General features: G+C 68.5%; 23 protein-coding genes and 1 pseudogene. 9 read left to right on the top strand and 15 right to left on the bottom strand.

The window, feature by feature from the left end; genetic code table 11:
* Positions 1-25 precede the first annotated feature (25 nt).
* From O4G76_RS07530 to O4G76_RS07545, 4 genes are all read left to right on the top strand, one after another.
* Positions 26-547: a hypothetical protein gene (locus O4G76_RS07530; RefSeq protein ID WP_269396745.1), complete on the top strand. Its 522-nt coding sequence runs from the start codon at positions 26-28 to the stop codon at positions 545-547.
* Position 548: 1 nt separating this feature from the next.
* Positions 549-1,928, top strand: coding sequence for a PolC-type DNA polymerase III (locus O4G76_RS07535; protein WP_269396746.1), 1,380 nt, complete (start codon positions 549-551; stop codon positions 1,926-1,928).
* 558 nt (positions 1,929-2,486) lie between these two features.
* Positions 2,487-3,845: a sodium:alanine symporter family protein gene (locus tag O4G76_RS07540; protein ID WP_269396791.1), complete on the top strand. Its 1,359-nt coding sequence runs from the start codon at positions 2,487-2,489 to the stop codon at positions 3,843-3,845.
* 493 nt (positions 3,846-4,338) lie between these two features.
* Positions 4,339-5,103 (top strand): SH3 domain-containing protein, encoded by a 765-nt coding sequence (locus O4G76_RS07545; protein WP_269396747.1) that lies wholly within the window; start codon positions 4,339-4,341, stop codon positions 5,101-5,103.
* A 70-nt stretch (positions 5,104-5,173) separates the two neighbouring features.
* On the opposite strand, the gene O4G76_RS07550 is transcribed toward O4G76_RS07545, so the two are convergent.
* The 3 genes from O4G76_RS07550 to O4G76_RS07560 form a co-directional block, all read right to left on the bottom strand.
* The gene (locus tag O4G76_RS07550) at positions 5,174-6,466 is read right to left on the bottom strand and encodes a sorbosone dehydrogenase family protein (protein WP_269396748.1); all 1,293 of its coding nucleotides are present in this window, start codon (positions 6,464-6,466) and stop codon (positions 5,174-5,176) included.
* A 190-nt stretch (positions 6,467-6,656) separates the two neighbouring features.
* The gene (locus O4G76_RS07555) at positions 6,657-7,109 is read right to left on the bottom strand and encodes a c-type cytochrome (RefSeq protein WP_269396749.1); all 453 of its coding nucleotides are present in this window, start codon (positions 7,107-7,109) and stop codon (positions 6,657-6,659) included.
* 454 nt (positions 7,110-7,563) lie between these two features.
* Entirely contained in the window at positions 7,564-9,561 is a 1,998-nt protein-coding gene (locus O4G76_RS07560; RefSeq protein WP_269396750.1) for an MASE1 domain-containing protein, read from the bottom strand.
* Positions 9,562-9,769: 208 nt separating this feature from the next.
* Between O4G76_RS07560 and O4G76_RS07565 the strand changes: the two are divergent.
* A pseudogene (locus O4G76_RS07565) lies at positions 9,770-10,858 on the top strand (MBL fold metallo-hydrolase); the annotation flags it as partial.
* 15 nt (positions 10,859-10,873) lie between these two features.
* On the top strand, positions 10,874-11,323 hold the full coding sequence (locus O4G76_RS22025) for a DUF4334 domain-containing protein (protein WP_373568019.1): 450 nt from the start codon (positions 10,874-10,876) through the stop codon (positions 11,321-11,323).
* A 27-nt stretch (positions 11,324-11,350) separates the two neighbouring features.
* On the opposite strand, the gene O4G76_RS07570 is transcribed toward O4G76_RS22025, so the two are convergent.
* Positions 11,351-12,121: an SDR family oxidoreductase gene (locus tag O4G76_RS07570; protein WP_269396752.1), complete on the bottom strand. Its 771-nt coding sequence runs from the start codon at positions 12,119-12,121 to the stop codon at positions 11,351-11,353.
* Positions 12,121-12,903, bottom strand: coding sequence for an SDR family oxidoreductase (locus tag O4G76_RS07575; RefSeq protein ID WP_269396753.1), 783 nt, complete (start codon positions 12,901-12,903; stop codon positions 12,121-12,123). Before O4G76_RS07575 ends, O4G76_RS07570 begins: the two co-directional genes overlap by 1 nt.
* A gap of 332 nt (positions 12,904-13,235) precedes the next feature.
* Here O4G76_RS07575 and O4G76_RS07580 point away from each other — a divergent pair, with 332 nt between their 5' ends.
* Entirely contained in the window at positions 13,236-14,213 is a 978-nt protein-coding gene (locus O4G76_RS07580; RefSeq protein WP_269396754.1) for a serine hydrolase, read from the top strand.
* 244 nt (positions 14,214-14,457) lie between these two features.
* Positions 14,458-14,673 carry a hypothetical protein gene (locus O4G76_RS07585; protein WP_269396755.1) on the top strand — a complete coding sequence of 72 codons (216 nt, stop codon included), beginning with the start codon at positions 14,458-14,460 and terminating at the stop codon, positions 14,671-14,673.
* Positions 14,674-14,928: 255 nt separating this feature from the next.
* Here the strand turns inward: O4G76_RS07585 and O4G76_RS07590 are convergent, their stop codons facing one another.
* Together O4G76_RS07590 and O4G76_RS07595 are read right to left on the bottom strand one after the other, a co-directional pair.
* Entirely contained in the window at positions 14,929-15,246 is a 318-nt protein-coding gene (locus O4G76_RS07590) for a hypothetical protein (protein ID WP_269396756.1), read from the bottom strand.
* Positions 15,247-15,382: 136 nt separating this feature from the next.
* On the bottom strand, positions 15,383-15,709 hold the full coding sequence (locus tag O4G76_RS07595) for an H-NS histone family protein (RefSeq protein WP_269396757.1): 327 nt from the start codon (positions 15,707-15,709) through the stop codon (positions 15,383-15,385).
* Between the two features lie 141 nt (positions 15,710-15,850).
* Here O4G76_RS07595 and O4G76_RS07600 point away from each other — a divergent pair, with 141 nt between their 5' ends.
* The gene (locus tag O4G76_RS07600) at positions 15,851-16,045 is read left to right on the top strand and encodes a hypothetical protein (RefSeq protein ID WP_269396758.1); all 195 of its coding nucleotides are present in this window, start codon (positions 15,851-15,853) and stop codon (positions 16,043-16,045) included.
* A gap of 89 nt (positions 16,046-16,134) precedes the next feature.
* Here O4G76_RS07600 and O4G76_RS07605 read toward each other — a convergent pair whose 3' ends face one another.
* The 8 genes from O4G76_RS07605 to O4G76_RS07640 all read right to left on the bottom strand — a co-directional run bounded on the left by O4G76_RS07605 (position 16,135) and on the right by O4G76_RS07640 (position 23,245).
* Entirely contained in the window at positions 16,135-16,275 is a 141-nt protein-coding gene (locus O4G76_RS07605; RefSeq protein WP_269396759.1) for a hypothetical protein, read from the bottom strand.
* A gap of 256 nt (positions 16,276-16,531) precedes the next feature.
* Positions 16,532-16,714 carry a hypothetical protein gene (locus O4G76_RS07610; protein WP_269396760.1) on the bottom strand — a complete coding sequence of 61 codons (183 nt, stop codon included), beginning with the start codon at positions 16,712-16,714 and terminating at the stop codon, positions 16,532-16,534.
* A 601-nt stretch (positions 16,715-17,315) separates the two neighbouring features.
* Positions 17,316-18,008, bottom strand: a complete 693-nt coding sequence (locus O4G76_RS07615; RefSeq protein ID WP_269396761.1) for a FadR/GntR family transcriptional regulator — start codon at positions 18,006-18,008, stop codon at positions 17,316-17,318.
* The gene (locus tag O4G76_RS07620) at positions 18,008-18,841 is read right to left on the bottom strand and encodes a sulfite exporter TauE/SafE family protein (RefSeq protein WP_269396762.1); all 834 of its coding nucleotides are present in this window, start codon (positions 18,839-18,841) and stop codon (positions 18,008-18,010) included. Before O4G76_RS07620 ends, O4G76_RS07615 begins: the two co-directional genes overlap by 1 nt.
* A gap of 1 nt (position 18,842) precedes the next feature.
* Complete coding sequence (locus tag O4G76_RS07625; protein ID WP_269396763.1) at positions 18,843-19,592, bottom strand: DUF1028 domain-containing protein; 750 nt, start codon at positions 19,590-19,592, stop codon at positions 18,843-18,845.
* Positions 19,593-19,594: 2 nt separating this feature from the next.
* Positions 19,595-21,379 (bottom strand): gamma-glutamyltransferase family protein, encoded by a 1,785-nt coding sequence (locus tag O4G76_RS07630; RefSeq protein ID WP_269396764.1) that lies wholly within the window; start codon positions 21,377-21,379, stop codon positions 19,595-19,597.
* A gap of 22 nt (positions 21,380-21,401) precedes the next feature.
* Positions 21,402-22,301: an ABC transporter permease gene (locus O4G76_RS07635; RefSeq protein ID WP_269396765.1), complete on the bottom strand. Its 900-nt coding sequence runs from the start codon at positions 22,299-22,301 to the stop codon at positions 21,402-21,404.
* On the bottom strand, positions 22,301-23,245 hold the full coding sequence (locus tag O4G76_RS07640) for an ABC transporter permease (RefSeq protein WP_269396766.1): 945 nt from the start codon (positions 23,243-23,245) through the stop codon (positions 22,301-22,303). The genes O4G76_RS07635 and O4G76_RS07640 overlap by 1 nt, the downstream gene beginning before the upstream one ends.
* Positions 23,246-23,355: the final 110 nt, after the last annotated feature.

The raw sequence follows: 23,355 nt of genomic DNA on the forward strand, positions 1-23,355 counted from the left end.
CGGGCGCGGACAAGGGAGGAATGCGATGTTTCTGGAACTTCTCGGCGTGATCTTCGCGGGCGTCACGGGCGCCCTCGTCGTCTACGCCGCGAACCGCGCGACCGGCGGGCGGCTGCCGCGCTGGCTGATGCCCGCCGTGGCGGGGCTGGCGATGATCGGCGCCACGATCAGCCTCGAATACAGCTGGTACGATCGCACCGCCGCCGCGCTTCCCGAGGGTCTCGTCGTCGCGGACACGGTCGAGGAGCGCGCGCTCTACCGCCCCTGGACCTATCTGGTGCCCTACACCGACCGCTTCGTCGCCATCGACCGCACGAGCCTTCAAACCAATCCAGACCGCCCCGGCGAACGCATCGCCAATATCTACTTCTTCGGCAGGTGGGCGCCGCTGCGGCAGCTGCCGGTCGCCTTCGACTGCGCGCAGGGCCGCCGCGCCGCGCTGGTCGAGGGGGCCGGCATCGCCGCCGACGGCCGCATCGAGGGCGCCGACTGGATGCAGGCCTCGCCCGGCGACCCGCTGCTCGCCGCCGCCTGCGCCGGGACCTGAGATGAAGCGGCGGGGCCTGCGCCAGCGCGTCGCGTTCTTCTTCGCGCTGGTCGCCGCGGGGGGGCTCGCCGCGATCGTCGCGGGCCTCGCCCTCGGCTTCCGGCAGGCCGCGCCGACCGAGATCGCGCCATTCGTCACCGCCGGGGTGGTGGCCGGGTTCGGCCTCGTCGCGATCGCCGCCGGGATCTGGCTGCTGTTCGACGAGAACGTGGCCAAGCCGGTCATCGCGCTCGCCGCCCGGCTGCGGGCCCATGCCCATGGCGGCGCCGAGATGTCGCTCGACCTCGAAAGCGCCCGCTGGCTCGACGACCTCGTCCCCGCCGCCGCCGCCGTCGCCGACAAGCTCGGCCGCTCCACCCTCGACGCCGCCGAGGCGCTGGCCGAGCGCACCGCCGAGCTCGCCGCCGAGAAGGACCGTCTCGCCGCCGTGCTCACCGGCATGCCGGTCGCCGTCAGCATCATCGGCCCCGGCCACAAGCTCGTCCTCTATGACGGGCAGTCCGCCGATCTCCTCGGACAGGAGGGGCCGGTGCGGCTCAACGCCTCGATCTTCGAATATCTGCGCCCCGGCCCGATCGAAGTTGCGCTCGACGAACTGCACCGCCGGGGCGCCCGTCGCGCCCCCCTCGTGGCCGAAACGCTGTCGGGTCGCGTCTGCACCGGCCATATCCGGCTGATGGGCGAGGAGGCGGGCTACATGCTCATGCTCGAGCCGCTGGACCCCGAGGCCGAGCGCCCCCTCACATACGACTTCGCCCTGCTGGCGGGCCGGGCCGCCGCCGCCCGCGACACCCCGCTGCGCGAGCTGAGCTTCGTGGTCTTCGACACCGAGACGACCGGCCTCGACCCGGCCTCGGACGCGATCGTGCAGATCGGCGCCGTGCGCGTCCTGGGCGGTCGGATCGTCCCGGGCGAGGTGTTCGAGACGCTGGTCGATCCCGGCCGGCCGATCCCCGCCGCCGCCGCCCGGGTCCATCGCATCACCACCGAGGCGGTCGCGGGCGCGCCCGGCCCGGCCAATGCGGCCGAGGCCTTCCGCCGCTTCGCCCAAGGCTCGATCCCGGTGGCGCACAACGCGCCTTTCGACATGGCCATGCTGCGTCGCGCCGGTGCCGCGCCCGCGCCGCCCGTCCTCGACACGGTGCTGATCTCGGCCGTCGTCTATGGCGGCCACGAGACGCATACGCTCGACGCGCTCGTCGACAGGCTCGGCGTCGCGCTGCCCGAGGCCGAGCGCCACACCGCGCTCGGCGATGCGCGCGCGACGGCCGAGGTGCTGGTCCGCCTGCTCGCCATCTGCGAGGGGCGCGGCCTCACCACCCTCGGGGCGCTGATCGACGAGATGCGCCGCCATGAACGGCTCGTCGAAGCCCTCGTCTGAGGGACCGAGCCCTAGACGGGCTGCCCGTGCAGGACACTGCTCAGGCGACGACAGGATCCCCGGTGATCGGATCTTTGGGAGACTGCGCGACTCGAGGATGGTCATATCCCAGGGGTACGTCGCCGCAACCGGCCCCCTTGGCCAAGCTGGACCGAGCGCAGGCTTGCGCTCCGCCCTGCTCGTTCAGGGACACGCCGTTTCGCACCCCGACAGGGCGTACAGGTCGCTCCATGTCGATCTGAGCCGAAAATTGCCAAAAATCTTTCGGGTCGCGGAGCTTTCCGAAAATTGCGCGCGCATGCGCGACCGCGCAGCGGCACGGGCGCCGCCGCATTTCGCCACACATCAAGATTGCCACCGGCCGTCGCAGGCACGCGGAGCCCCCGGATCCAGCGCTCCGAGCCACCCGATCGACCGCTGGACCCCGGCTTTTCGCCGCCTTAATGGGCCGGCTGGTCGGGTGCGCGTGGCGCGCTCGCCGGAATGCCGGTCTTGGGAGAGGCCGGCGAGGAGGACAAGGCGGCGGCGACGCCGCGATCATTCTGGGAGGAATACAACATGGAAATGCTGACGGCGTTTCTGTCCGCCGTGAACGGGTTCGTCTGGGGACCGCCGATGCTGGTGCTGATCCTCGGCACCGGTCTCTTCTTGCAAATCCGCCTGAAGCTGATGCCGATCAGGCGGGTGCCGACCGGCTTCCGCATGGTCTGGGCCGGCCGCAAGCCCGACGCGGATGCCGAGGGCGAGATCAGCCCCTATGCCGCGTTGATGACCGCGCTTGCCGCCACGGTGGGCACCGGCAACATCGCCGGCGTCGCCACCGCCATCGCGCTTGGCGGGCCGGGCGCCCTGTTCTGGATGTGGATGACGGCGCTGGTCGGCATGGCCACCAAATACGCCGAGGTGCTGCTCTCGGTGCATTTCCGCGAGGTCGACGACAAGGGCGAGCATGTCGGCGGCCCGATGTTCGCGATCAAGAACGGGCTCGGCCCGCGCTGGCGCTGGCTCGGCGCGGCCTTCGCGCTGTTCGGCGGGCTCGCGGGCTTCGGCATCGGCAACATGGTCCAGTCCAACAGCATCTCGCAGGTGATGACCGAAAGCTTCGGCGTCCCGGCCTGGGTGTCGGGCGTGATCCTCGCCCTGCTGACCGGCCTCGTGCTGCTGGGCGGCATCCGGCGGATCGGCGCGGTGGCACAGAAGCTCGTGCCGACCATGTGCATCGCCTACATGGCGGTCGCGGCGATCGTTCTGGTGATCCACGCGAGCGATGTTCCCGCGGCCTTCGCGCTGATCATCGACCACGCCTTCAACCCGGTCGCGGCCTCGGGCGGCTTTGCCGGCGCGACGATCATGCTGGCGATGCGCTACGGCGTGGCGCGCGGCATCTTCTCGAACGAGGCGGGCCTCGGCACCGCCGGCATCGCGCAGGCGGCAGGGCAGTCGAAGGACGCGGCGCAGGCCGGCCTGATCGGCATGATGGGCACCTTCATCGACACGCTGGTCGTCTGCACCATGACCGGCCTGATCATCATCGTGACCGGCCTGTGGAACAGCGGCGATTCCGGTGCCGCGCTGACCTCTCTGGCCTTCGACGCGGCGCTGCCGGGTTTCGGCCAGTACTTCCTCGCGATCGCCCTGGCCGTCTTCGCCTTCACGACGATCCTGGGCTGGGCCTATTTCGGTGAGAAGTGCTGGGAGTATCTCGCCGGGACCAAGGTGCAGATCCCCTACCGGATGCTCTGGACCGGCTTCGTCCTGATCGGCGCGGTGACGCAGCTCGACTTCGTCTGGCTGGTGGCCGACACGCTCAACGCCTTCATGGCGTTCCCGAACCTCGTCTCGCTGCTGCTGCTGTCGCCGGTCGTGGTGCGGGTGACCAACGACTACTTCGAACGCCGCCGGACGGTGCTCGGCTGAACCACGCGCGGTCGGGGACGGCACGACGTCCCCGACCGCCACCACGAATTCACCGATACGATGCGGGCCTGCGGCCCTTGCGCGATACGGCGACATGCCGCGATATCCGGCCAGAGCGGATGAAGGCGCGTAGAACTCGCCTGAAAATTTTGCGGGGTTGGCCGGGCAGTCCGAACCTTCCTCACTGCTGATCAAGTGCCAGCAGGGGGCTGGCCTGTCAGGCGAGACACCGGCCCGTCTGCGCCCACACCAGTCGAAATTCGATCTCCTGCGGGGATTTGGCGGCAAGCCCTGGCGGGACGGCGGCGCTCGACCCTACCCCTCCAACAGCTCCTCTCGGTGTCCGAACGGGCACGCGATAGCGTCCCCGCAGTCCGTTCTTCGGCCTGAGACCGCAATTGCCAGATGGCAATTTCGACCGGGTCGTGGACATGACCACCTGTCACGGCGCGAGGAATGTGCGAGCATGCTCCCGTTGGTACTTGGGGGTCGCATGTCCCGCTATCCGGCTGCATCGTGTGGATGGACCGACGAGCTGTCGGCACGTTCCCGCCCCGGTTCCTGCCATCGCGCAGTTGGCGCGATGGCAGCCCTGTTCCTGCTCGTCATGCATACGCAAGGCGGCGCGCAGGTCGCCCTGCCGCCGGACGGCGAAATCGTGGCCGACGACGCCTTGACCTCCCCTGAGAATGGCGGCTTGCGGCGCTGGCGTATTTCGGCGGGCACTCCGGTGGCTCTCCGGAATGACCCCGGTTCGAAGGCGCCTCCCTTGGCCACCCTTGAAAGCGGCGAGATCCTGACCGGCCATGGCTGCCTGCGGGTCGAGGCAGGGACATGGTGCGAGGTCCAGAGCATCGCCGACGGCCCGCGCGGCTTTGTTCCCGCCGAGCATCTCGCGCCCGTGGCAGGTCCCGACGGCATCGTCGCCCGCGGAATCGACGACACGCCCCGGCGCGCGCGGCGGGGCGATTTCGACGTATCGGGAGAGATCGCCTGCGCGCAGGACCGGCATCTGCCCATGGCCAGCTGCATGGCCAATGTGGCGCGAAGCGGCGGCGGAGATGCCACGGTCGTGGCGACATTCCCGAACGGTTTCCGGCGCAGGCTCCATTTCGGGCACGGGATGTTCCTGCGCGGCGATGCCACGATGTCGGGCGTCGGGACGGACACGGCGTGGCGGCTGGAGGGCGGCATGCATTTCATCCGCGTCGACGATCAGCGCTTCGAGATACCCGACGCGATGATCGTCGCCCGCTAACGCATGAATGGCGCGACGGGGCGCTTGCCGCAGGCCCCGCGCCGCCCGAAGACGGCGCGATGCGCCGCGATCAGCTGCCCGGCGTGAGCTTGTGGATCATGCCCTCGTCCACCGCGGTATAGAGGCTGCCATCCGGGCCGAGCACGACCGAGCGGAAGCGGCCCGCCTCCATCGGCAGCGTCATCTCGGTGACGTCCACGACCTCGGTGCCATCCTCGTTGAACTCGACCACGTCGATCCGCTGGCCGATCGGCGTGCCGCCGAAGCCGATCCCCATGACGCCGACCACCATGGCGCCGTTCCAGTCGCCCCACTGCTCGCCCTCGAGGAAGACGGCGGAGGAGGTACCCTGCGACCAGCCATTGTTGGTCCAGACCGGCGGCATCGCGTCGGGATAGGTGTCGAAATCGGTCATCGGCATGAAGGCCGCCCGCTCGTAGCGGTTCATCCCCTCGTTCTGGTTCGGCATGTAGCCGCAATAATCGTCCGGGCAGTCGCCGCGACCGGCCATGTTCGGACGCGGGTCCCAGCCGGCATTGCCACCATTCGTCAGCACCGTGATCTCGTCGGAGTGCCACGGCCCGTGCTCGGCGGTGATCGCCGCGCCGGACCCGGGGTGGAAGGCGATGCCCTGAACGTTGCGGTGGCCGTAGGTATAGGTGCGCGGGTCGAAGCCCTCGGGCGGGCTGTTCTCGGGATGCGCGTTGCCATCCGTGTCGATGCGCAGCACCTTCGACCCCATCATCGTCGGGCTTTGCGGGACCTCCTCGTTGTGGTTGTCGCCGGTGGTCAGCCAGAGCGCGCCGTCGGGACCAAAGCGCACCCGGCCGCCATTATGCGCGCCCGGCCCGCCGAACGGGTGATCCGAGGCCTCCATCTTGTAGGGCACGTCGTCGACGATGTCGGTCCGATCCGACACGCCGGTGAAATCCTCGTTCACCGCGAGGCGCATCAGCCGGTTCGTATGCGGCTCCGACATGTTCGAGGTCGAATAGACATAGATGCGGCGGTTGTTCGCGAAGTCCGGATCGACGGCGACACCCTGCATGCCGGCCTGGCCCTCGCAGAACAGGTCGTCCGCGGTTTCCGGATAGCCCTCGCTGCCGGTCATGCCGAGCAGCGGGTTGACGGTGCCGTCGGGCATCCGCACCGACAGGCCCTTGCATTTCTCGGTGAAGAACATCGTGCCGTCATCGAGCAGCGCCATGTCCCAAGGGTTCTCGAGCCCGTCGAGCACCATCTCGTGTTGCAGGCTGGTGGTGTTCATGCCCGACTGGCCAAGGGCCGGGATCGGGACCATCATGGCGGCGGCGGCGATCGGCAGCAGGGCAGCCGACAGAGTTCCGTGCGTTGGATAAAGCATAGTCTCCTCCCAAGAGCTTGCTGAACCGACCACGACGCGACGAACTCCTCCTGACTCAACGTCAAGCCGGCGCGTCAGAGCCTAGGAGCCCTCGCTCCGAACGGCAACTTCTTTCGGCAGTTACGAGACTTGCGGTCAGGATGGACGGCCCCGGGCGACGGGATCGCCCCCGGGTCAGGACGGCCGGTTTCTATTCCGGCGGCGCTTCCCCGAACTCCGCCACGATGTAGTGCGAGATGTCGAGGATGTCCTGATCCGACAGTTCGGTCGCGTGCGGGATCATCAGCATCGAGTTCGGACCGATCTTTTCCCCCTCGCGATAACGCTCGAGACGCTCGACGAGGTATTCCACCTCCTTGTCGGAAAGCATGGGATAGCTCGCCACACCCTGCGCCTTGGGTCCATGGCAGTTCCGGCAGACGCCCTGATAGGCCTGCTCGCCCGCCACGACATCGGCCTCGATCTCGATATCGGCTTCGGCTTCGGCTTCGGCTTCGGCTTCGGCTTCGGCTTCGGCTTCGGCTTCGGCTTCGGCTTCGGCTTCGGCTTCGATCTCGGTGCCGGTGTCGGTCTCGGTGTCGAGCGCGAAAGCGGCGCCTCCAGCGGCCATGGCCAGCAAGGTGAGAATGATCGTTGTCTTCATGAGAACTGCCTCCCTCACAGCGCATGAGACGAACTCGGTATGCTTGCCATGTGGCAATCCAGAGCACGGAGGTCGCCGGATACGAACGCTATCGGTTCCGCCGCACCGGTCAAGGCGCTTGTCGTCGACCGCGCTCGCCCGGCAGGGCCAGTGGGTCACTGGCCGAGGCCAGAAACAGGGGCCGTCAGGCGTCCGCCCAGGCCAGGAGGGCGGTCTCGATCAGCTCATGGTCACGCTCTGGGGCTCACGCGCTCGCCTGCCCCATGGGCCTGATGGCCCCGGTCCGCCCCAGCGGGGCTCGCCCCGGAAATGGGGTGGGTTACCGCGCCAGCCCCAGAAGGAGCCGCCCGGAGACACGGGCCACACTCTCCACCCTGAGCAAGCGCGAGAGGCGTTCATGCGCACCGCCCCCCGTGCCATGGCTTGCCCGAGACCCCGGCGACCGGAAGAGCCCTCAGTCGCAGGCCTCGTCGCAGGGGCCGTCCTGCACCGCCGAGAGCGGGCAGCGCAATTGCCAGACGAGCCCATCGCGGTCGTAGTCGATGCTGACCTCTCCCGACATCGACGATGCGGTCAGCTGGTCTAGCACGGTGGTGCCGAAGCCCACCCTTTCGGGCGCGGCCACCGGGGGCCCGCCGATTTCCCGCCAGCCCATGCGGAAGCCGTCCCCCTCGATGTCCCACGAGATCTCGACGCGGCCAGCCTCGTTGCTCAGGCTTCCGTATTTGGCGGCATTCGTGGCCAGCTCGTGCAGGGCCATCCCGAGCGCCTGCGCCACGGCGGGCGGCACCGTGACGGGGGGGCCGGACAGCACGACGCGTTGCCCGAGCGCGCCGAAATGCCCCACCTGCCCCTGCACCAGATCGGCGAGGCTGACGCGTCGCCACTCGTTGTTCACAAGGAGATCCTGGTTCGCGGCGAGCGCCTGCAGGCGCTCGCGGAAGGTCTCGACGAAATCCCGAGGCGAGCGCGTCGCGGTCTGCCGCGCGATCACCTGCACGATCGAGAGCAGGTTCTTGCTGCGGTGGTTCACCTCGCGCATGAGCATGTGCCGCAGCGCCTCGGAACGCTTGCGCTCGGTGATGTCCTGGATGACCTTGATCAGGTAATCGATCCGACCCTCGGCATCGCGCACGCAGCTGACCGTGGTGTGGCCCCAGACGGGCTGGCCGTCCTTGTGGAGATACCGCTTCTCCAGCTCGTATTCCTCGGCCTTTCCGGCCGCGAGCTGGCCCCGGGCCGCCTCGCCCATGGCCCGATCGGCCGGGTGGGTGAACTCGTCGAGCGGGTGCCCCTCCATCTCCCCGACCTCGTGGCCGAGCATCCGCGCCAGGCTGTCATTGACCCGCACCAGCGTCCCGTCCCCGCCGACGATGCTGATGCCGACGCCCGCGTTCTGGAACGTCGCCTTGAAGCGGCGCTCGGCCGCCTCGATGGCGCGGGTCCGCTCGACCACGCGGGCTTCGAGCTCGTCATTGACGCGGGCCAGCTCGCGCAGCGCCTGCCGCTGCTGCCGGATGATCGCCGCCACGATGAGCCCGGTCGAGGCGGCCACGAGAATGAGCGCCTGCAGCTTGGCGTGCAGCATGGCGATGCCCGCGGCCGAAAGCGGCGCGTTCTGGAGGTTCTGCGCATACATGCCGATGGCCAGCGTCAGCAGCAGCACGGCGAGCGCGACGCCGCGAAACTCGAACCGCAGCGCCGCCCAGAGGATCGGGACCGGCAGGAGAAAGGCGAATTCGGCGCCGTTCGACAGCACCCACAGGCTCAGCCCCGACAGGACGACCCCGATGGCGACGGCCTCGGCGGCCTGCCTCGCACTTGGCCACGCCTTTTCGCGCCAGGCATTGGCGGCCGAGATGACCAACGGGGTCGCGATCAGGATGCCGGTCGCGTCCCCGAGCCACCAGGCCGGCCAGGTCGTGGTGAACGGGTTGGTCCCCGCGGCGGCCTCGACCGCGCTGCCCAGCGTCGCGCTGACGACCGGTGCCGCCAGCACGCCGATGGCAAGGAAGGCCAGCACCTGGCGCAGCGTGGCAAAGCGGCGGATCGGCGCCTTCAGGTCCGGCGCGAGCAAAAGCGCGGCCGTGACGACCGCCGCCGCGTTCGCCACGATATATCCCAACGCCCAGATCAGCGGGTTGTGATACCAAAGCGCGTTGCCGGTCAGCTCGCCCAAGGCGCCGATCCCGATCCACCAGCCCCAGCTCCGTCGCGGCTGCGTCAGCAGCATCGCGAGAACGACGCCGTTGGGCGGCCAGAGGGTGATCGGCATGTCCGGGATGACCACCATCCAGCGGCCGAAGCCGACCGAGAGCATGTAGGTGATGTAGAAAAGGACAAGTTTCGCGCCGCCGGGGCTGCCGGAGAACAGGCTCGACCTCATGCGCAGCAATACACCGCGATGCCCGTGGCCCCCGTGGCCGTTCGACGTGTCGGTAGCGGACGCCATGCGATCTCGTTCCCCTCCAGGAAAGAACCCAACGCCCGTGACACGGGGCACATGCAATCCGGCTCGTGAACCGGCAACGACCGGCCGCCCGATATGGATTGGCATCCTTCTGTCTTAGGGCCGAGAGATCAAGAGCGGAAGCGTGTGTCGCCTTGACGGCGCGGTATCGAACCGCGGAAGTTGAAGCTTCCCTGAAGGCGGTGATGCGATGACCCAGCTCGTTCAGCCTCGTCTCGTGAACCCGCCCGAGGGCGATCCCGGCCTCTATCTCGATTTCCGCTTCGGCCGCCGCGCCCTGCTGTTCGACCTCGGCGATCTCGCGCCGCTTACGCCGCGCGAGCTGCTGCGCGTCAGCCACGCCTTCGTCTCGCATGCCCATATGGATCATGTCGCGGGCTTCGACCGCCTGTTGCGGCTGCGGCTGCATCGGCCGCGCCCGCTCACCATCATCGGCCCCGAAGGGTTCCTGCGGCAGACCGGGAACCGCTTGGGCGCCTTCACCTGGAACCTGCTCGACGAAAGCTCCGTCGATTTCCGCCTCACGGTGCAGGAATTCGACGGCAGCCAGATCTCGGCCGCGGCGGAATTCCGCGCCCGGGAGGCGTTTCGCCGCCGCGACCTCGCCCCGCCCGCCCTCGATCCCGGTCTCGTCCTTGCCGAGACCGATTTCACCGTCGAGGCCACGGCGCTCGACCACAAGGTGCCCTCGCTCGGCTTCGCCCTGCAGGAGCGGCTGCGCGTCAATGTCTGGCGCAGCGCGCTCGACGCGCGCGGCCTGCCGGTGGGCCCGTGGATCGACGCGGCCAAGACCGCCATCCGCTCGGGTGCGCCCGATGAGCGGTGCATCGAGATCCCCGGCCACGGGGCCATGCGGCTCGGCGATCTGCGCGGCAGCGTCCTGCAGGTCGGGGCCGGGCAACGGGTGGCCTATGTCACCGACGCCGCCGACACCGCCGCGAACCGCGACCGGATCGTGGCGCTGGCCCGCGATGCCGACCAGCTCTTCATCGAAGCCGCTTTTCTCGAAGCCGACCGCGACCTCGCCACGGCCACGGCGCATCTGACCGCCCGTAGTGCCGGAGAGCTGGCCCGCGCCGCCGGGGCCCGCCGGGTGTCCGGCTTTCACCACTCGGCCCGCTACAGCGAAGACGCGGGGCTGCTCGCCGCCGAACTCGCCGCCGCGGCCGATCCCGATGCGGCGGCCGGCGCCGACGACCCGCCCGCAACCGTCGCGAACGGAGAGCCGAACTGGGTCCGGCGGTGGCTGCGAAGCGGTCTTTCGACCGAGGCCGCGCTCGTCCGTTTCGACGGGCTGCCCTGCATCGACACGGGCGACCTCATCGGCAGCTGGCGGGGCGCGGGACTGCCGACCGGCCACCCGCTCGACGGCCTGCTCGAACGCCTCGGCTGGCGCGGCAAGCGCTTCGAAAGCGAGGACCGCGTCGATCCGCTGATCTTCGAGCCCGGGGTGAGGCTCGACCCCGCGCGCCTGCCGATGAAGACGGCGCTGCGCTGGCCCCGGCTCGCGCAGAGCCGCCTGAGCCGCGCGGGCTTCGTTCTGCTGCGCCCGGCGCTGCGCGCGCATGGCCCGGCGGCGCATCTCGCCCCGATCCGGTTTCGCGGCTGCACCAGCGCGGCGATGATCTATGACCGCCAGCCGATCACCGACCATTTCCGCCGGATCGACGCGACCCGCGTCCTCGGCCTGATGCAGACGCGCATGGCGCCCCCGTATTTCTTCCTGCTCAGGGCCGAGGAATGACGGCGCCCGGTCGCGCCATCTGGCCCATCACTCCCGACGCTTCGCACCCAGCTCGTGCAGCCGGGTCGTGATCGCCTTGGGGGTCACGCCCGAGAACAGGCTGACCAGCTTGCTCTCCGGGCCGGGCACCACGTCCACCTTGCCCGCCATCATCGCGTCCCAGCCCTTGCGCGCCACCATGGCCGCGTCCCGTTTGGGCATGTCGTGCAGCAGCGTGCCCTTCAGCCCCTTGTCGTAGATCGGCGTGTCGACCGGCCCCGGCATCAGGCAGGTGATCGTCACCCCGGTCTCCCTGAACTCGTCCGAGAGCGCCCAGGCGAGCCCGTTCACATAGGCCTTGGTCGCGTTGTAGACGGCGTTGTACGGCCCCGGCACCTGCCCAGCGATCGAGCCGGTGACGAGGATCCGCCCCCTGCCCTGCGCCCGCATCACGCGCCCGACCCTGTGGATCATCAAGGTGGTCTGCTTGACGTTGAGGTCGATGCGCTCGGCGATGTCCTCCCATTTCTGCTCGACGAAGGGATCGCCGAGCGCCAGCCCGGCATTGGCGAAGAACAGCTCGATCTCCCGCCCCTCCAAGCGCGACCAAAGCGCCTCCACCCCTTGGCGCGTCGAGAGATCGGCGCGCACCGCCTCGACCTCGCCGCCAAGACGGCGCAGCTGCTCGGCGGCCTGCTCCAATGCCTCGCCATGGGCGCAGATGACGAGGGCATGGCCCTCCTCGACCGCGATCCGGGCGAGCTGGTAGCCGATCCCCGAAGAGCCGCCGGTGATGACCGCGAGTCCCTTGCCCGTCATCATTTCTCTCCCTCGGGCTTGGCCATGCGGCGGTGCAGCTGCGCCAGCACCGCTTCGGGCAGCACGCCGGTCAGCGCCGCCTGCACCTTGTTCATGAAGCCCGAGGTCAGGCCGGACTCCCCCTTCATCATCGCCTCGTAGCCATCGCGCGCGACCTTGGCCGGATCGGCCTTGTTCTCGTCCTGCCCGACCGGTGTGTCCTCCATATGGGCGCGCTCGAAAAAACGCGTGTCGACGGGGCCGGGGCGCAGGCAGGTGATCGTGACGCCGCTATCCTCGATCTCCGATCCCAGCCCCAGCGACAGGTTGTCGAGATAGGCCTTGGTGGCGTTGTAGACGGCCTGGTAGCTGCCCGGGATCATCCCGGCGATCGAGCCGGTGACCAGCACCCGTCCCTCGCCCCGCGCCACCATGTCCCGCAGCACCCGGTGCAGCGTCGCGGTGGTGCCCTTGACGTTCAGGTCGATCACCCGCGCGATCTCGTCCCATTCCTGATCGAGAAAGGCGTGACCGAGACCGACACCGGCATTGGCCATGAAATAGTCGACCCGGCGCGTGCCGATCCGCTCGAACAGCTCCGCCACCCCCTGCGCGGTCGCGAGATCGGCGCGCAGCGCCTCGACCGGGGCCCCGGTCGAGAGCCTTGCCCCCGCGGCCTCGATCCCGGCCTCATCGGCCACGATCAGCACGTCGTGCCCATCCTCCGCCGCCAGCCGCGCCAGTTCGAAGCCGATCCCGGACGAGGCACCGGTGACGACCGCGAAACGCCCCGTCCGTTTCATGCCATCCCCCGGCCGGGCATTGGCGCGGCCTTGCGCGTGTTGCGGCAAGGGCCACCCTGTCGGCACCGCCGGTTCGCGCAACGGGGCACACGACCCGGACGGGGCATGGTGCGCGCTTCATCGGGACGATTGCAGGTCATGACCGGTTCTCCTCCTTCGCCATGGGCCTGCGAGCCGAACCGCAGAGCGGGAACGCGGTTCCGCGTCGGGACGGTACCGCGCAAAACCCCAGCCTCCCGGCGAGGGTCATGCCCGCTTACTCCAGAGCCGTCCCACGGTGTTGTGAGCCAGCGGCGCTGGACAGCCACGCCGGGCGGCCGATGATTCAACGCATGACGACACGCCGCACATTCCTCCTCGCCGGCGGCGCGGTACTGGCCGCGCCGGGGCTCGTTCGCGCGCAACCGGGCGAACTGCGATCCCTCATCCGGGGCATGCCACAGCTCCACTCGCTGCAGATCGCGCGCGGCGCCGATGTCGTCTTTGCCGAGGCCCCGAGGGGCGGCGGTCTCGACGCCTTCGCGAACATCAAGTCCTGCTCGAAGAGCATCGTCGCCCTGCTGCTCGGCGTGGCGATCGATCGCGGCGAGGTGCCGTCGGTGACCGCGACGCTCGATCAGGTGGCGCCCGGCATCGTGCCGCCGGACGCGACCGAGGGGGTGGCCGATATCACGATGGAGGACCTCGTGACGCTGCGCGCCGGGCTGGAGCGCACCTCGGGCGCGAATTACGGCGAGTGGATCAATTCCGGAAACTGGCTCGCGGACGCGATGACCCGTCCGATGGTCGCCCGACCGGGAACCCGGATGCTGTATTCCACCGGGTCGACGCATATCCTCGGCGCCGCCCTCGCCGAGGCGACCGGTCGGTCCCTTCTCCAACCGGCGCGCGACCGGATCGGAGCGCCCCTCGGCATCGAGATCCCGCCATGGACCCGCGATCCGCAAGGCTTCTATCTGGGCGGAAACGAGATGGCGCTGCGTCCGCGGGACATGTTGAAGATCGCGATGCTCCTGCGTGACGAAGGGCGCCATGACGGCAGACGGGTCATCCCGGAGGGCTGGATCGCGGCCTCGACCAAGCCGCGCGCCCGCTCGCCCTGGTCGGGGCTGTCCTATGGCTATGGCTGGTTCCTCTCGCCATCGGGCTACGTGCTCGGGCGCGGCTACGGGGGCCAGATCATCGCGGCCCACCCGAGCCGGGACCTGGCCGTGGCGATCACGTCGGACCCGACCCTTCCGGCCCGGTCCGACGGCTATTTCGGACGGCTGATGCGGCTTCTCGACGGACCGGTTCTGAAAGCCGCATAGGCCGATCGACATGCGCCTGAGAGCCGTTCGTCCAGTCGGGGGCGAGCGTTTCGTGGCGGCCCGAATGGGCAGACGGTCCCGACCTGCCCTCATTCCGGGCGTCGCGGGACGCCCCATCCGGACAAAGCCATATACGGGTAGGTAGGGCGCATTGCATGAGAATAGGTCAGCCCGAATTGCCCCATTCCCGCCACAAACGGATCGGAGTTGGAGGCATCCAACTTGCAACAAACGGTCCACCGCTATGAAGAATTCTAGCTTCTCCAAACCCGCCATCGCCGTTCTCGCCTTCGCTGGCGCGATGATGGCCGTCGTCTCTCTGATCGACATGACCAAGGCAGAGGCCCGGGCCTCGGCCGAGGAGTCCTCGTTCAAATGGACCACGGTGGAGATCGACGGAGAAACCGTCTCGGTCATGGTCCGCAAGGATGCTCTCGCACCGAACGAAAGCCTGAGCTGACATCGGACCGAATGACCATTCCGGCGGCGCATCTTCGGAAGCGCCGCCGATTGGCTTGAGCGGGCACCGCCTCCCTTTGAGAGGCGAAAATGCCCCAAGCTAGGGGCTCACAAGTGATGCAGCGTTTCGAGACCTACCTGCGTTCGATCCATGCTTCTCGACGGCGAGCGCAGGAATTTATCGTCCGGTAGCACGAGGTTTCTCGGTCGCCGCCGGACCAGTTGCAATGCGCCATTGACTTCGGAATGCCGCCAACTAAAGCCGGAAGGGACCTGCTGTTGGAACGCTCGTCGCTTTCCGGTCAAGCATCATGCCGGCCTCTTTCATCGCAATGTCGTCGCATCTGGCTTCCCCGAAGGTAAAGCCTGACCGGCGCGTCACGGACAAAAGAAGTGCCGCTTCGAGGCAGCCACTGACCTGCATGAATTTCTGCAACGCGGGATCGTAGCGATATCGGGCGAAATGGCAGAGGCGTGAAAATATGCGCCGGTCCATGGCCAGCCGATGACGGCAGGCAGGATCGGGGTCATGGGCCCCGAAACGACGATCGGGCAGCTCCGCCGCGAATAGCATCAGACGCCCGCGGGAAAAAAACCTCCGCAATTTCAGTCGAACACCCGGCGGCCAAGACGGCATTGGATCGGGCGGCCCCGATCACCGGGGTCGTTGCGATCCGGCGACGCGCATGGCGCACCGCCGGGATCATATCTTACCGAGCGATCAAAAGGTCATCGAGAGACTTGTTCGCCGCCAACGCATCCTTGACCCACTGCGGCTGGCGTCCACGCCCGCTCCAGGTCTGGTCTTGATCATCGGGGTTGCGGTATTTCGGCGGATTGATCGACTTGGCGGATTTCCCGGCCGACATTCCGACGAGATCCTTCAGCGAATATCCCGCGGATTTGGCCGCGGCTTCCGCGGCCGCGAGCGCTTCCTGCCGACGGCGGGTCTCGTAATTCTGAATCGCCGCGGCGGTCTCCTTGTGAAGCTTCTTCAGCTCGTCGAGATCAAGATCGCTCAGGTCGAAGTCGTTCATTTTATGTCTTCCAAACATGGCAATGCTGCTCCGGCGTTAGCCTTCGACTGAGGTATTATCCATCCAAAATCGAATCCGGACCATAGATTTTCTCAGTGTTATGCCAATTATCACACGTTCGAGATACGCAAGGATGAGGCCATGACCGATATATTCAACTTCAAGTTGGCAGGATCTTTCATTTCTATCTCAGGAGCGAGTACCGGCGGAAGTACAGCCCGGGCCGGAGATCTTCAGGCCCTTTCGGATGGCCGGGACAGGGATTTCGATATGAGCAAGCCACGTAATGCCTGCGGAGACGTCAATTTCGAGCACGCCTTTTCGTACGGCTCATGATTATCGGTGGCGATGCGGATCGAGAGGCGGCGCCTGACATTTCCTGACGGCAAGCGCCTCGGCGGCTCACGCAATAAACGCAAAGCGTTTCATGACCTGCCGATGAAATGCGCATGAATATGCACCGAACCAATCGACATCATTGCCAAGGCAATATGGCTGGGCGTCCCGATCATCGCCCATGGCCCGTAATGGCGCGCCTCTTGAGCAATGAGCCGCCCGTCGTCCATCGGCTTTCAGCGGCCGAGTTCGTCGCTTCCGCCATGCGCGACCGAGCCCGCAAATGCCATGCACGCCATATCGGTCATTCCCTCTCCGGCGAAGAGCCCACGGACCGCAGGCGCCGAATTGCGCCACACCGGAAAGCGCCGGTCCGGCACGGAGGACTGCCCCGACATGGCCAAGATGCTCGGTGACGGGCCCGGCCATCGGCCCGGGGAGGGCTGGACCAAGGCGGGGCGGGCCGATCAGTTCATCGGCCGGAGATCACAAACAATGGCTCAGAGCCAGCGCGCAGATGATCGCCAGTCCGAGCACCATGAGATTGGCCCCCGCATCGCGATCGGCCCAGAGCCTGTCCCATACCCGGGTCAGCCCCAACCAGAGGATCGGGATCGACAGGAAAGCCAAGACGCCGATGCCGACATAATCGTAAAAATCTACTGACACTTGCGTATACCTCGGAATACCGGGTCTACGTGCCGACGAAATGCGGCAATCTGAAGAGGGAACCGGGCGGCTTGCTGACATTTTTCGGCAAATGGAATGCGCCCTCGGCCAAATCAAGGCGATATCGCCTTGATCGATCTCCCTTACGCTTTTTCTCTTGATCTCAGTCGGTTGGGGTGAGGCCACCCCTGCGGGATCGTCCGCGCGATCTACGTCGAGCAGGACATCGCTGGCGTCACTCGGATCACGGACGCGGCAATCTCGACCGACCCGCTCAGCCACGCGCCCAGTCCCGTGACGCTGGCGAGAGCGCGTGCGCGTGCGAATATTGGCACGATTGCCGGGCACGCGCACGACGGCTCCTACGGGTGGTCAACAACGCTGATGATCAGGAAGTGCCACGACCCAAAGACAGCCGCATCGATACCATGCGTTGCTTGCCGGATCGCGGCTCGACGATCCGTTCGGCTCTCCTATCGCGAGGCTGGTTATACGAAGCGGAAGGAAGGCGGCAGCCGCCCCTTTCCTCGCATACACAAACCGTCCAAGCCGGGATGGACGGGCAGTTGCCCCGGCCCCGGCGACAACGATGACCGGCGGCTCAACCGACCTTGAGCTCGGCCTCGTGGCGGCGCTGCCGCAGCATGGCGCTCGACACCGTGACGAGGTGGCGCTCCATCTCGGCGGCCGCTTCGGCGGGGCGGCGCGCGGCGATGTGTTCGAACAGCGCCTCATGCTGCTGGCCGAGCAACAGGATGCGGTCGGGCGACAGCGCCTCGCGGCGGCGCTCGGTCCACTGGGCATGCCGCCGCACCGAGCGGATCGTCTGGTGGATCGCGAGGATCAGCGGGTTGTGCGCCAGCTCGGCGATCTTGAAGTGAAAGATGTCGTCGGCGGTCTCGTAGCCGCGCGCATCGTCGGGCGACAGCGTCGCGCGCATCAGCCGCTCCAGCACCACCAGCTCGTCGGCGGTGGCGCGTTGCGCGGCCAGCGCCGCGAGGGCGGGCTCGATCTCGAGCCGGACCTCCATGAGGTTGTGCGGCGTCACCTGCCGGACCAGCATGTCGAGGCTCGCCCCCGCCGGCGGCGGCGCGGCGAAGGTGCCCTGCCCCTGCCGCCGGAAGATCGTGCCCTCGGCTTCCAACACGTCGAGCAGCCGACGCAGGCGCGCCCGCCCCAGCCCCAGCTCCTCGGCGAGCTGCCGCTCCGGCAGCACCCGACCGTTCGAGAGCAGGCTCTCGTCGCTGAGCCCGGCGCGCAGCCGTTCGAGAATGTCTTCGTCGCTACGGTCCATCACGCCACCCCCATCGCCCCCGCAAGATCCCAAAGCATGCGCCCCGAGGTCAAGGCCAGGAACAGGCCGAAGCTGAGCCGCAAAGCGCGCTGCGGGATCGCATGCGCGAGCCGGACGCCCACCCCCGCGAAGCTGGTGGTCAGCGGGATAATCACCGCCACCGCGACGAGGTTGACGTAGCCCACCGAGAAGGGCGGCAGCCCCTCGGTGCCGAGCCCGGTGAGCATGTAGATGACCGCCCCCGGCAGGCCGATCACGAAGCCGATCGCGGCCGAGGTCCCGACCGCCCGGCGGATGTCGTAGCCGAGGAAATTAAGCAGCGGCACGCAGACCGTGCCGCCGCCGATCCCCATCATCGAGGACACGGTTCCGGCGAAGACCCCGAAGCCCGCCCATGCCGGCTTCGAGAACCCCTTGGGGGTGATCTCGCCATTGCGGCCGCGCAGCACCATGTCGGCGGCCACCGCCGCCGCCACCAGCGCGAAGACGGCGATCATGATGCGGCCGTCGATCAGCCCGCCGGTGAAGCTGCCCAGCACCACGCCGACCAGGATCGACGGGGCCCAGAGTTTGAGAAGCGCGCCGTCGATCGCGCCCTTCTTGTGATGCCCCCAGGCCGAGGAGACCGAGGTGAAGACGATGGTGGCGAGCGAGGTGCCGACGGCCAGCTGCATGGTCAGCCCGGGCTCCATGCCGGTCAGCGACAGCGCGAAATAGAGCGCGGGCACGATGACGATGCCGCCGCCGACGCCCAGAAGACCGGCGAGAATGCCGCCGGCGACCCCCGCCGCCACCGCGACGCCCAGAAGCGTGAGGATGGTCCCGAGATCCATGTCAGGCGCCCGTTTCGGTCGCGCGGGACCGCGAGGCGCGGCCCTCGGCGGCGCGGCGCGCCTCGGCCTCGGTGATGGCGCGGTCGATCGGGGCGCGATCCGGGATGCCCGAGAAGTTCTCGGCGGTCGGCATCGCCTCGGCCACGTGCAGATAACGCTCGCCCGCCACGTCGAGCAGGCGGCGCAGCTCGGAGAGCGGGTCCGCGTCGTCATCGACCCTGAGCGAGAGATAGGGGTAGTCCTGGCCGCGATGCACCGTGAGCCCGGCCGCCTGCCGGCCCCTCTTGTCGCCGCCCGCCGCCTCGCCCGCCTCCATCGCCGCCAAAAGCCGCTCGGCCATGTTGCCATCGGCGCGCAGATAGGCCGAGAAGCAGGCCTCGATCACCTCGCCCGAGACCAGCATGTTGCCCGCCACCGAATGCCGCGCCCCGACCAGATGCCCGGCCCAGTCGACGCAATCCGCCCCGGTATGGGCGGCGAAGCGGCCCTGCGCATCCATCATGTGGCACTGGCGGATCGCGCGGCCCTCGTCGCGCGCCACCAGATCCGCGAGCACCGTCTCGGCGCTCTCGCCGCCCGCGAGCCGCGCGCGTCCCTCGACGCCCCAGATCGGGTTGACGAAGGCCTGCGTGGCGACGGCGCAGCGCGCGCCGAGATAGGGCACGGCGGCGCCGCAGGCGAAGAAGCGCGAGGCGACCGCGACGCCGATTTCGCCGGTCCGTGGGTCATGCGCGATGATCGAATAGGTCATGCTCAGCGCCCCACCGCATAGGCCTGCATCAGGCGCGGCGTGGCGGCGGCGCGCAGCAACCCGTCGGGCTCGCGCAGCGCCGCCGTCAGACGCCCGACGCTCCAAGGCTCGGCCACCGTCACCTCGTGGCCGCGCGCGCGCAGTTCCGCGATGGTGTCCTCCCCGACCGAGGGCTCGATCATCATCTCGCCGGGCTTGCATTCGCGCGGGTAGAACGAGCCCTGGAAATGCATCGAGTGGAACAGGGCCGCGTCCATGCCCGCCTGCAGGTCGAGACCGTGATGCACGAAGCGCAGGAACCACACCAGCTGCCACTGGTCCTGCTGATCGCCGCCGGGCGTGCCGAAGACGAGGCCGCGCCCGTCCTTCTCGGCGAGCGTCGGCGTCAGCGTGGTGCGCGGCCGGCGGCCCGGGGCGAGCGAGGTGGGCAGCCCCTCGTCGAGCCAGAACATCTGGGCCCGGGAATTGAGCGGAAAGCCAAGGCCGGGGATCACGGGCGAACTTTGCAGCCAGCCGCCCGAGGGGGTCGCGGCCACCATGTTGCCCCAGCGGTCGATCACGTCGAGATGCACCGTGTCGCCGCGCTTTTCCGACAGGTGCGCCATGGTCGGCTCCTGCGGCGCGGCGTCGGGGTTGCGGTCGAAGTCGCGGCCCGCGCGCTCGATCGCGGCATCGGCGAGATGCTCGAAGCCCGGCACCCGGCCCGGCCGCTGCTCGGTCGAGGCGCTGTGCGAGATCAGCTTGGCGCGCTCGGCGCCGTATTGGTCCGAAAGCAGCGTCGCGAGCGGGATGTCGCTGTGCTTGGGGTCGCCGTAATAGGCCTCGCGATCGGCATAGGCGAGCTTCATCGCCTCGATCACGGTGTGCACGAAGTCAGGCCCGTTCGGGTCCATCGCGGCGAGGTCGAAATTCTTCAGGATCGACAGCGCCTGCAGCAGCACCGGCCCCTGCCCCCATGGGCCGGTCTTGTGCACGGTCCAGCCGTGGTAGTCGATCGAGACCGGCGCCTCGTAGCTGGCGCGCCAGCCCGCCATGTCGTCCCGGCTCAGCACGCCGCGATTGCGGCGCTCCGAGACGTCGTGCACCTCGGCGTCCTCGAGGTAATCGGCGATCGCCTCGGCCACGAAGCCCTCGGCCCACAGCTCGCGCGCGGCGTCGATCCGCGCCTCGCGGGTCGCGCCCTCGGCTCGGCTCAGCCGCTCGTAGGTGGCGGCGAGGTCGGGGTTGCGGAACAGCTCATGCGCCTGCGGCGCGCGGCCGCCCGGGGCCCAGACCGCGGCGGATGTCGGCCACTCGGCCTCGAAATACTCCACCAGCCCCTGCATCGTCGCCGCCACGCGCGGCAGCACCGGGTGGCCGTCGCGGGCATAGCCGATGGCCGGGGCCATGATGTCGGCGATCTCCATGCTGCCGTGATCGCGCAGCATCAGCATCCAGCCATCGAAGGCGCCCGGGATGACCGTCGCCAGAAGCCCGGTGCCCGGGATCAGGTCGAGGCCCTGCGCCTTGTAATGCTCGATCGTCGCGCCCGCCGGCGCCGGGCCCTGCCCGCAGATCACCTCCACCTTGCCGGTCGCGGCCGGGCGGAAGATCACCGGCAGGTCGCCCGCCGGGCCGTTGAGATGCGGCTCGACCACCTGCAGCACGAGGCCGGTGGCGACGGCGGCGTCGAAGGCGTTGCCGCCGCGCTCGAGGATGCCCATGCCGACGGCGGTGGCGATCCAGTGGGTCGAGGCGACGGCGCCGAAGGTGCCGCGGATCTCGGGGCGGGTGGTGAAACCGGTCATTTGGTAACTCTTTTCTTGGTATTCAGTGTTCGCGCGGGTCGAGCGCGTCGCGCAGCCCGTCGCCCAGCAGGTTGAAGCCCAGCACCACGAGGAAGATCGCGATGCCCGGCCACATCGCCATCCAGGGCGCCTGGCTCAGGAAGTTCTTGGCGGTGTTGAGCATCGAGCCCCAGCTTGGCGCCGGCGGCTGCTGGCCGAGGCCGAGGAACGACAGCGACGCCTCGGCGATGATCGCGGTGGCGATGGTCAGCGTCGCCTGCACCAGCACCGGGGGCAGGATGTTGGGAAAGATGTAGCGGCTCAAAATCTTCGGCGTCGACAGGCCGATCGCATGCGCGCCCTCGACGAAATCCTCGGCCTTGACCGAGATCACCTGGCCCCGCGTCAGCCGCACGAAGACCGGCGTGGCCGAGAGGCCGATCGCGATCATCGCGTTGGTGAGCGACGGCCCGAGAAACGCCGCGAGCGCGATGGCGAGGATCAGGAAGGGGACAGCGAGCAGCGCCTCGGTGCAGCGCGAGATGATGCCATCCGTCCAGCCGCCGAAATAGCCCGCGAGGATGCCCAGCGGCACCCCGAAGGCGACCGCGATGCCGACCGAGATCACGCCCGCCAGCAGCGAGGCCTGCGCGCCCCAGACGAGGCGCGAGAGCACGTCGCGGCCGATCTCGTCGGTGCCGAGCCAATGCGCCGCCGACGGCGCCTGCCGCACCGCGCCCCAGTCGGTGGCGGTCGGGTCGGGGATCGGCAGGATCGGCGCGAAGACCGCCATGAGGACGAACAGCCCCACCAGCAGGCCGCCCAGCATCGCCGATCGGTGGCTCCGGAACTTCTTCCAGACGCGGTTCTCGGGGCGCTTTTGCAGCACCGGGTCGGTCATGAGCTGCGGCTTGAGCGTGGCGGGGGTCGCGGGCTGGGCCATCATTGCTTCCTCAGGCGCGGGTTCAGGACGAAATAGGCGGCGTCGGCTGCGATGTTCATGACGATGAAGCCCATCGCCGTGACCAGCACGATGCCCTGGACCACCGCGTAGTCCCGGTTGAACACGGCATCGACCACCAGCTTGCCGAAGCCGGGAATGGTGAAGATCTGCTCGGTCAGCACCGCGCCCGCGATCAGCTCCCCGAACAGCAGCGCGGTGAGCGTGACGATCGGGGTGAGCGCGTTGCGGAAGGCGTGGCGCAGGATCACCCGGCGCTCGGCCAGCCCCTTGGCCCGCGCGGTGCGCACGTAGTCGGATTTCAGCACGCCGAGCATGGCGGAGCGGGTATGGCGCATCAGCGTCGCCGCGAGCGCGGTGCCCAGAACGAAGGCGGGCATCAGCATGGTCTTGAGCGACAGCCACAGATCCTCGCCGGGCGGCACGTAGCCCGAGGCGGGCAGCGCCTGCCATTTCACCGCGACGAGGAGGATCAGCATGATGCCGAGCCAGAAGTTCGGGATCGACAGGCCCGACAGCGCCACGACGTTGGCGACGTAGTCGGTGATCGTGCCCTTCTTCACCGCCGAGAGGATGCCGGCCGGGATGCCGATCACCAGCGCGAAGACCAGCGCCATCAGCGCCAGCTGGATCGTCACGGGCAGCTTCTGCGCGATCAGCTCGGTCACCGGCTGGTTGGTCCTGAGCGAGATGCCGAGATCGCCGGTGACCACGCCCTTGATCCAGGTCGCGTACTGCACCCAGACCGGGTCGTTCATGCGGTATTTCTCGCGCAGGAAGGCGATGGTCTCGGGATCGCGGTCCTCGCCCGCCATGGCGAGGATCGGATCGCCCGGCAGCAGTTTCTGCAGGCCGAAGACGAAGATCGAGATCAGGATGACGGTCGGGATCGCGATGACGATCCGGCGCGCGACGAAGCTGAGCATCAGGGGCACCCGGTGGGTTCGGGGCCGCCCCCCCCCCCCCCCCCCCGCGGGCGGGAGGGGGTGGGCTGCCATGGAGACCCCGGGCCGGGGGGGAGGGAGCTGGCCGGGGG

The sequence above is a fragment of the Limimaricola sp. G21655-S1 genome, assembly GCF_027213785.1.
In the GTDB taxonomy this organism is placed as follows: domain Bacteria; phylum Pseudomonadota; class Alphaproteobacteria; order Rhodobacterales; family Rhodobacteraceae; genus Limimaricola.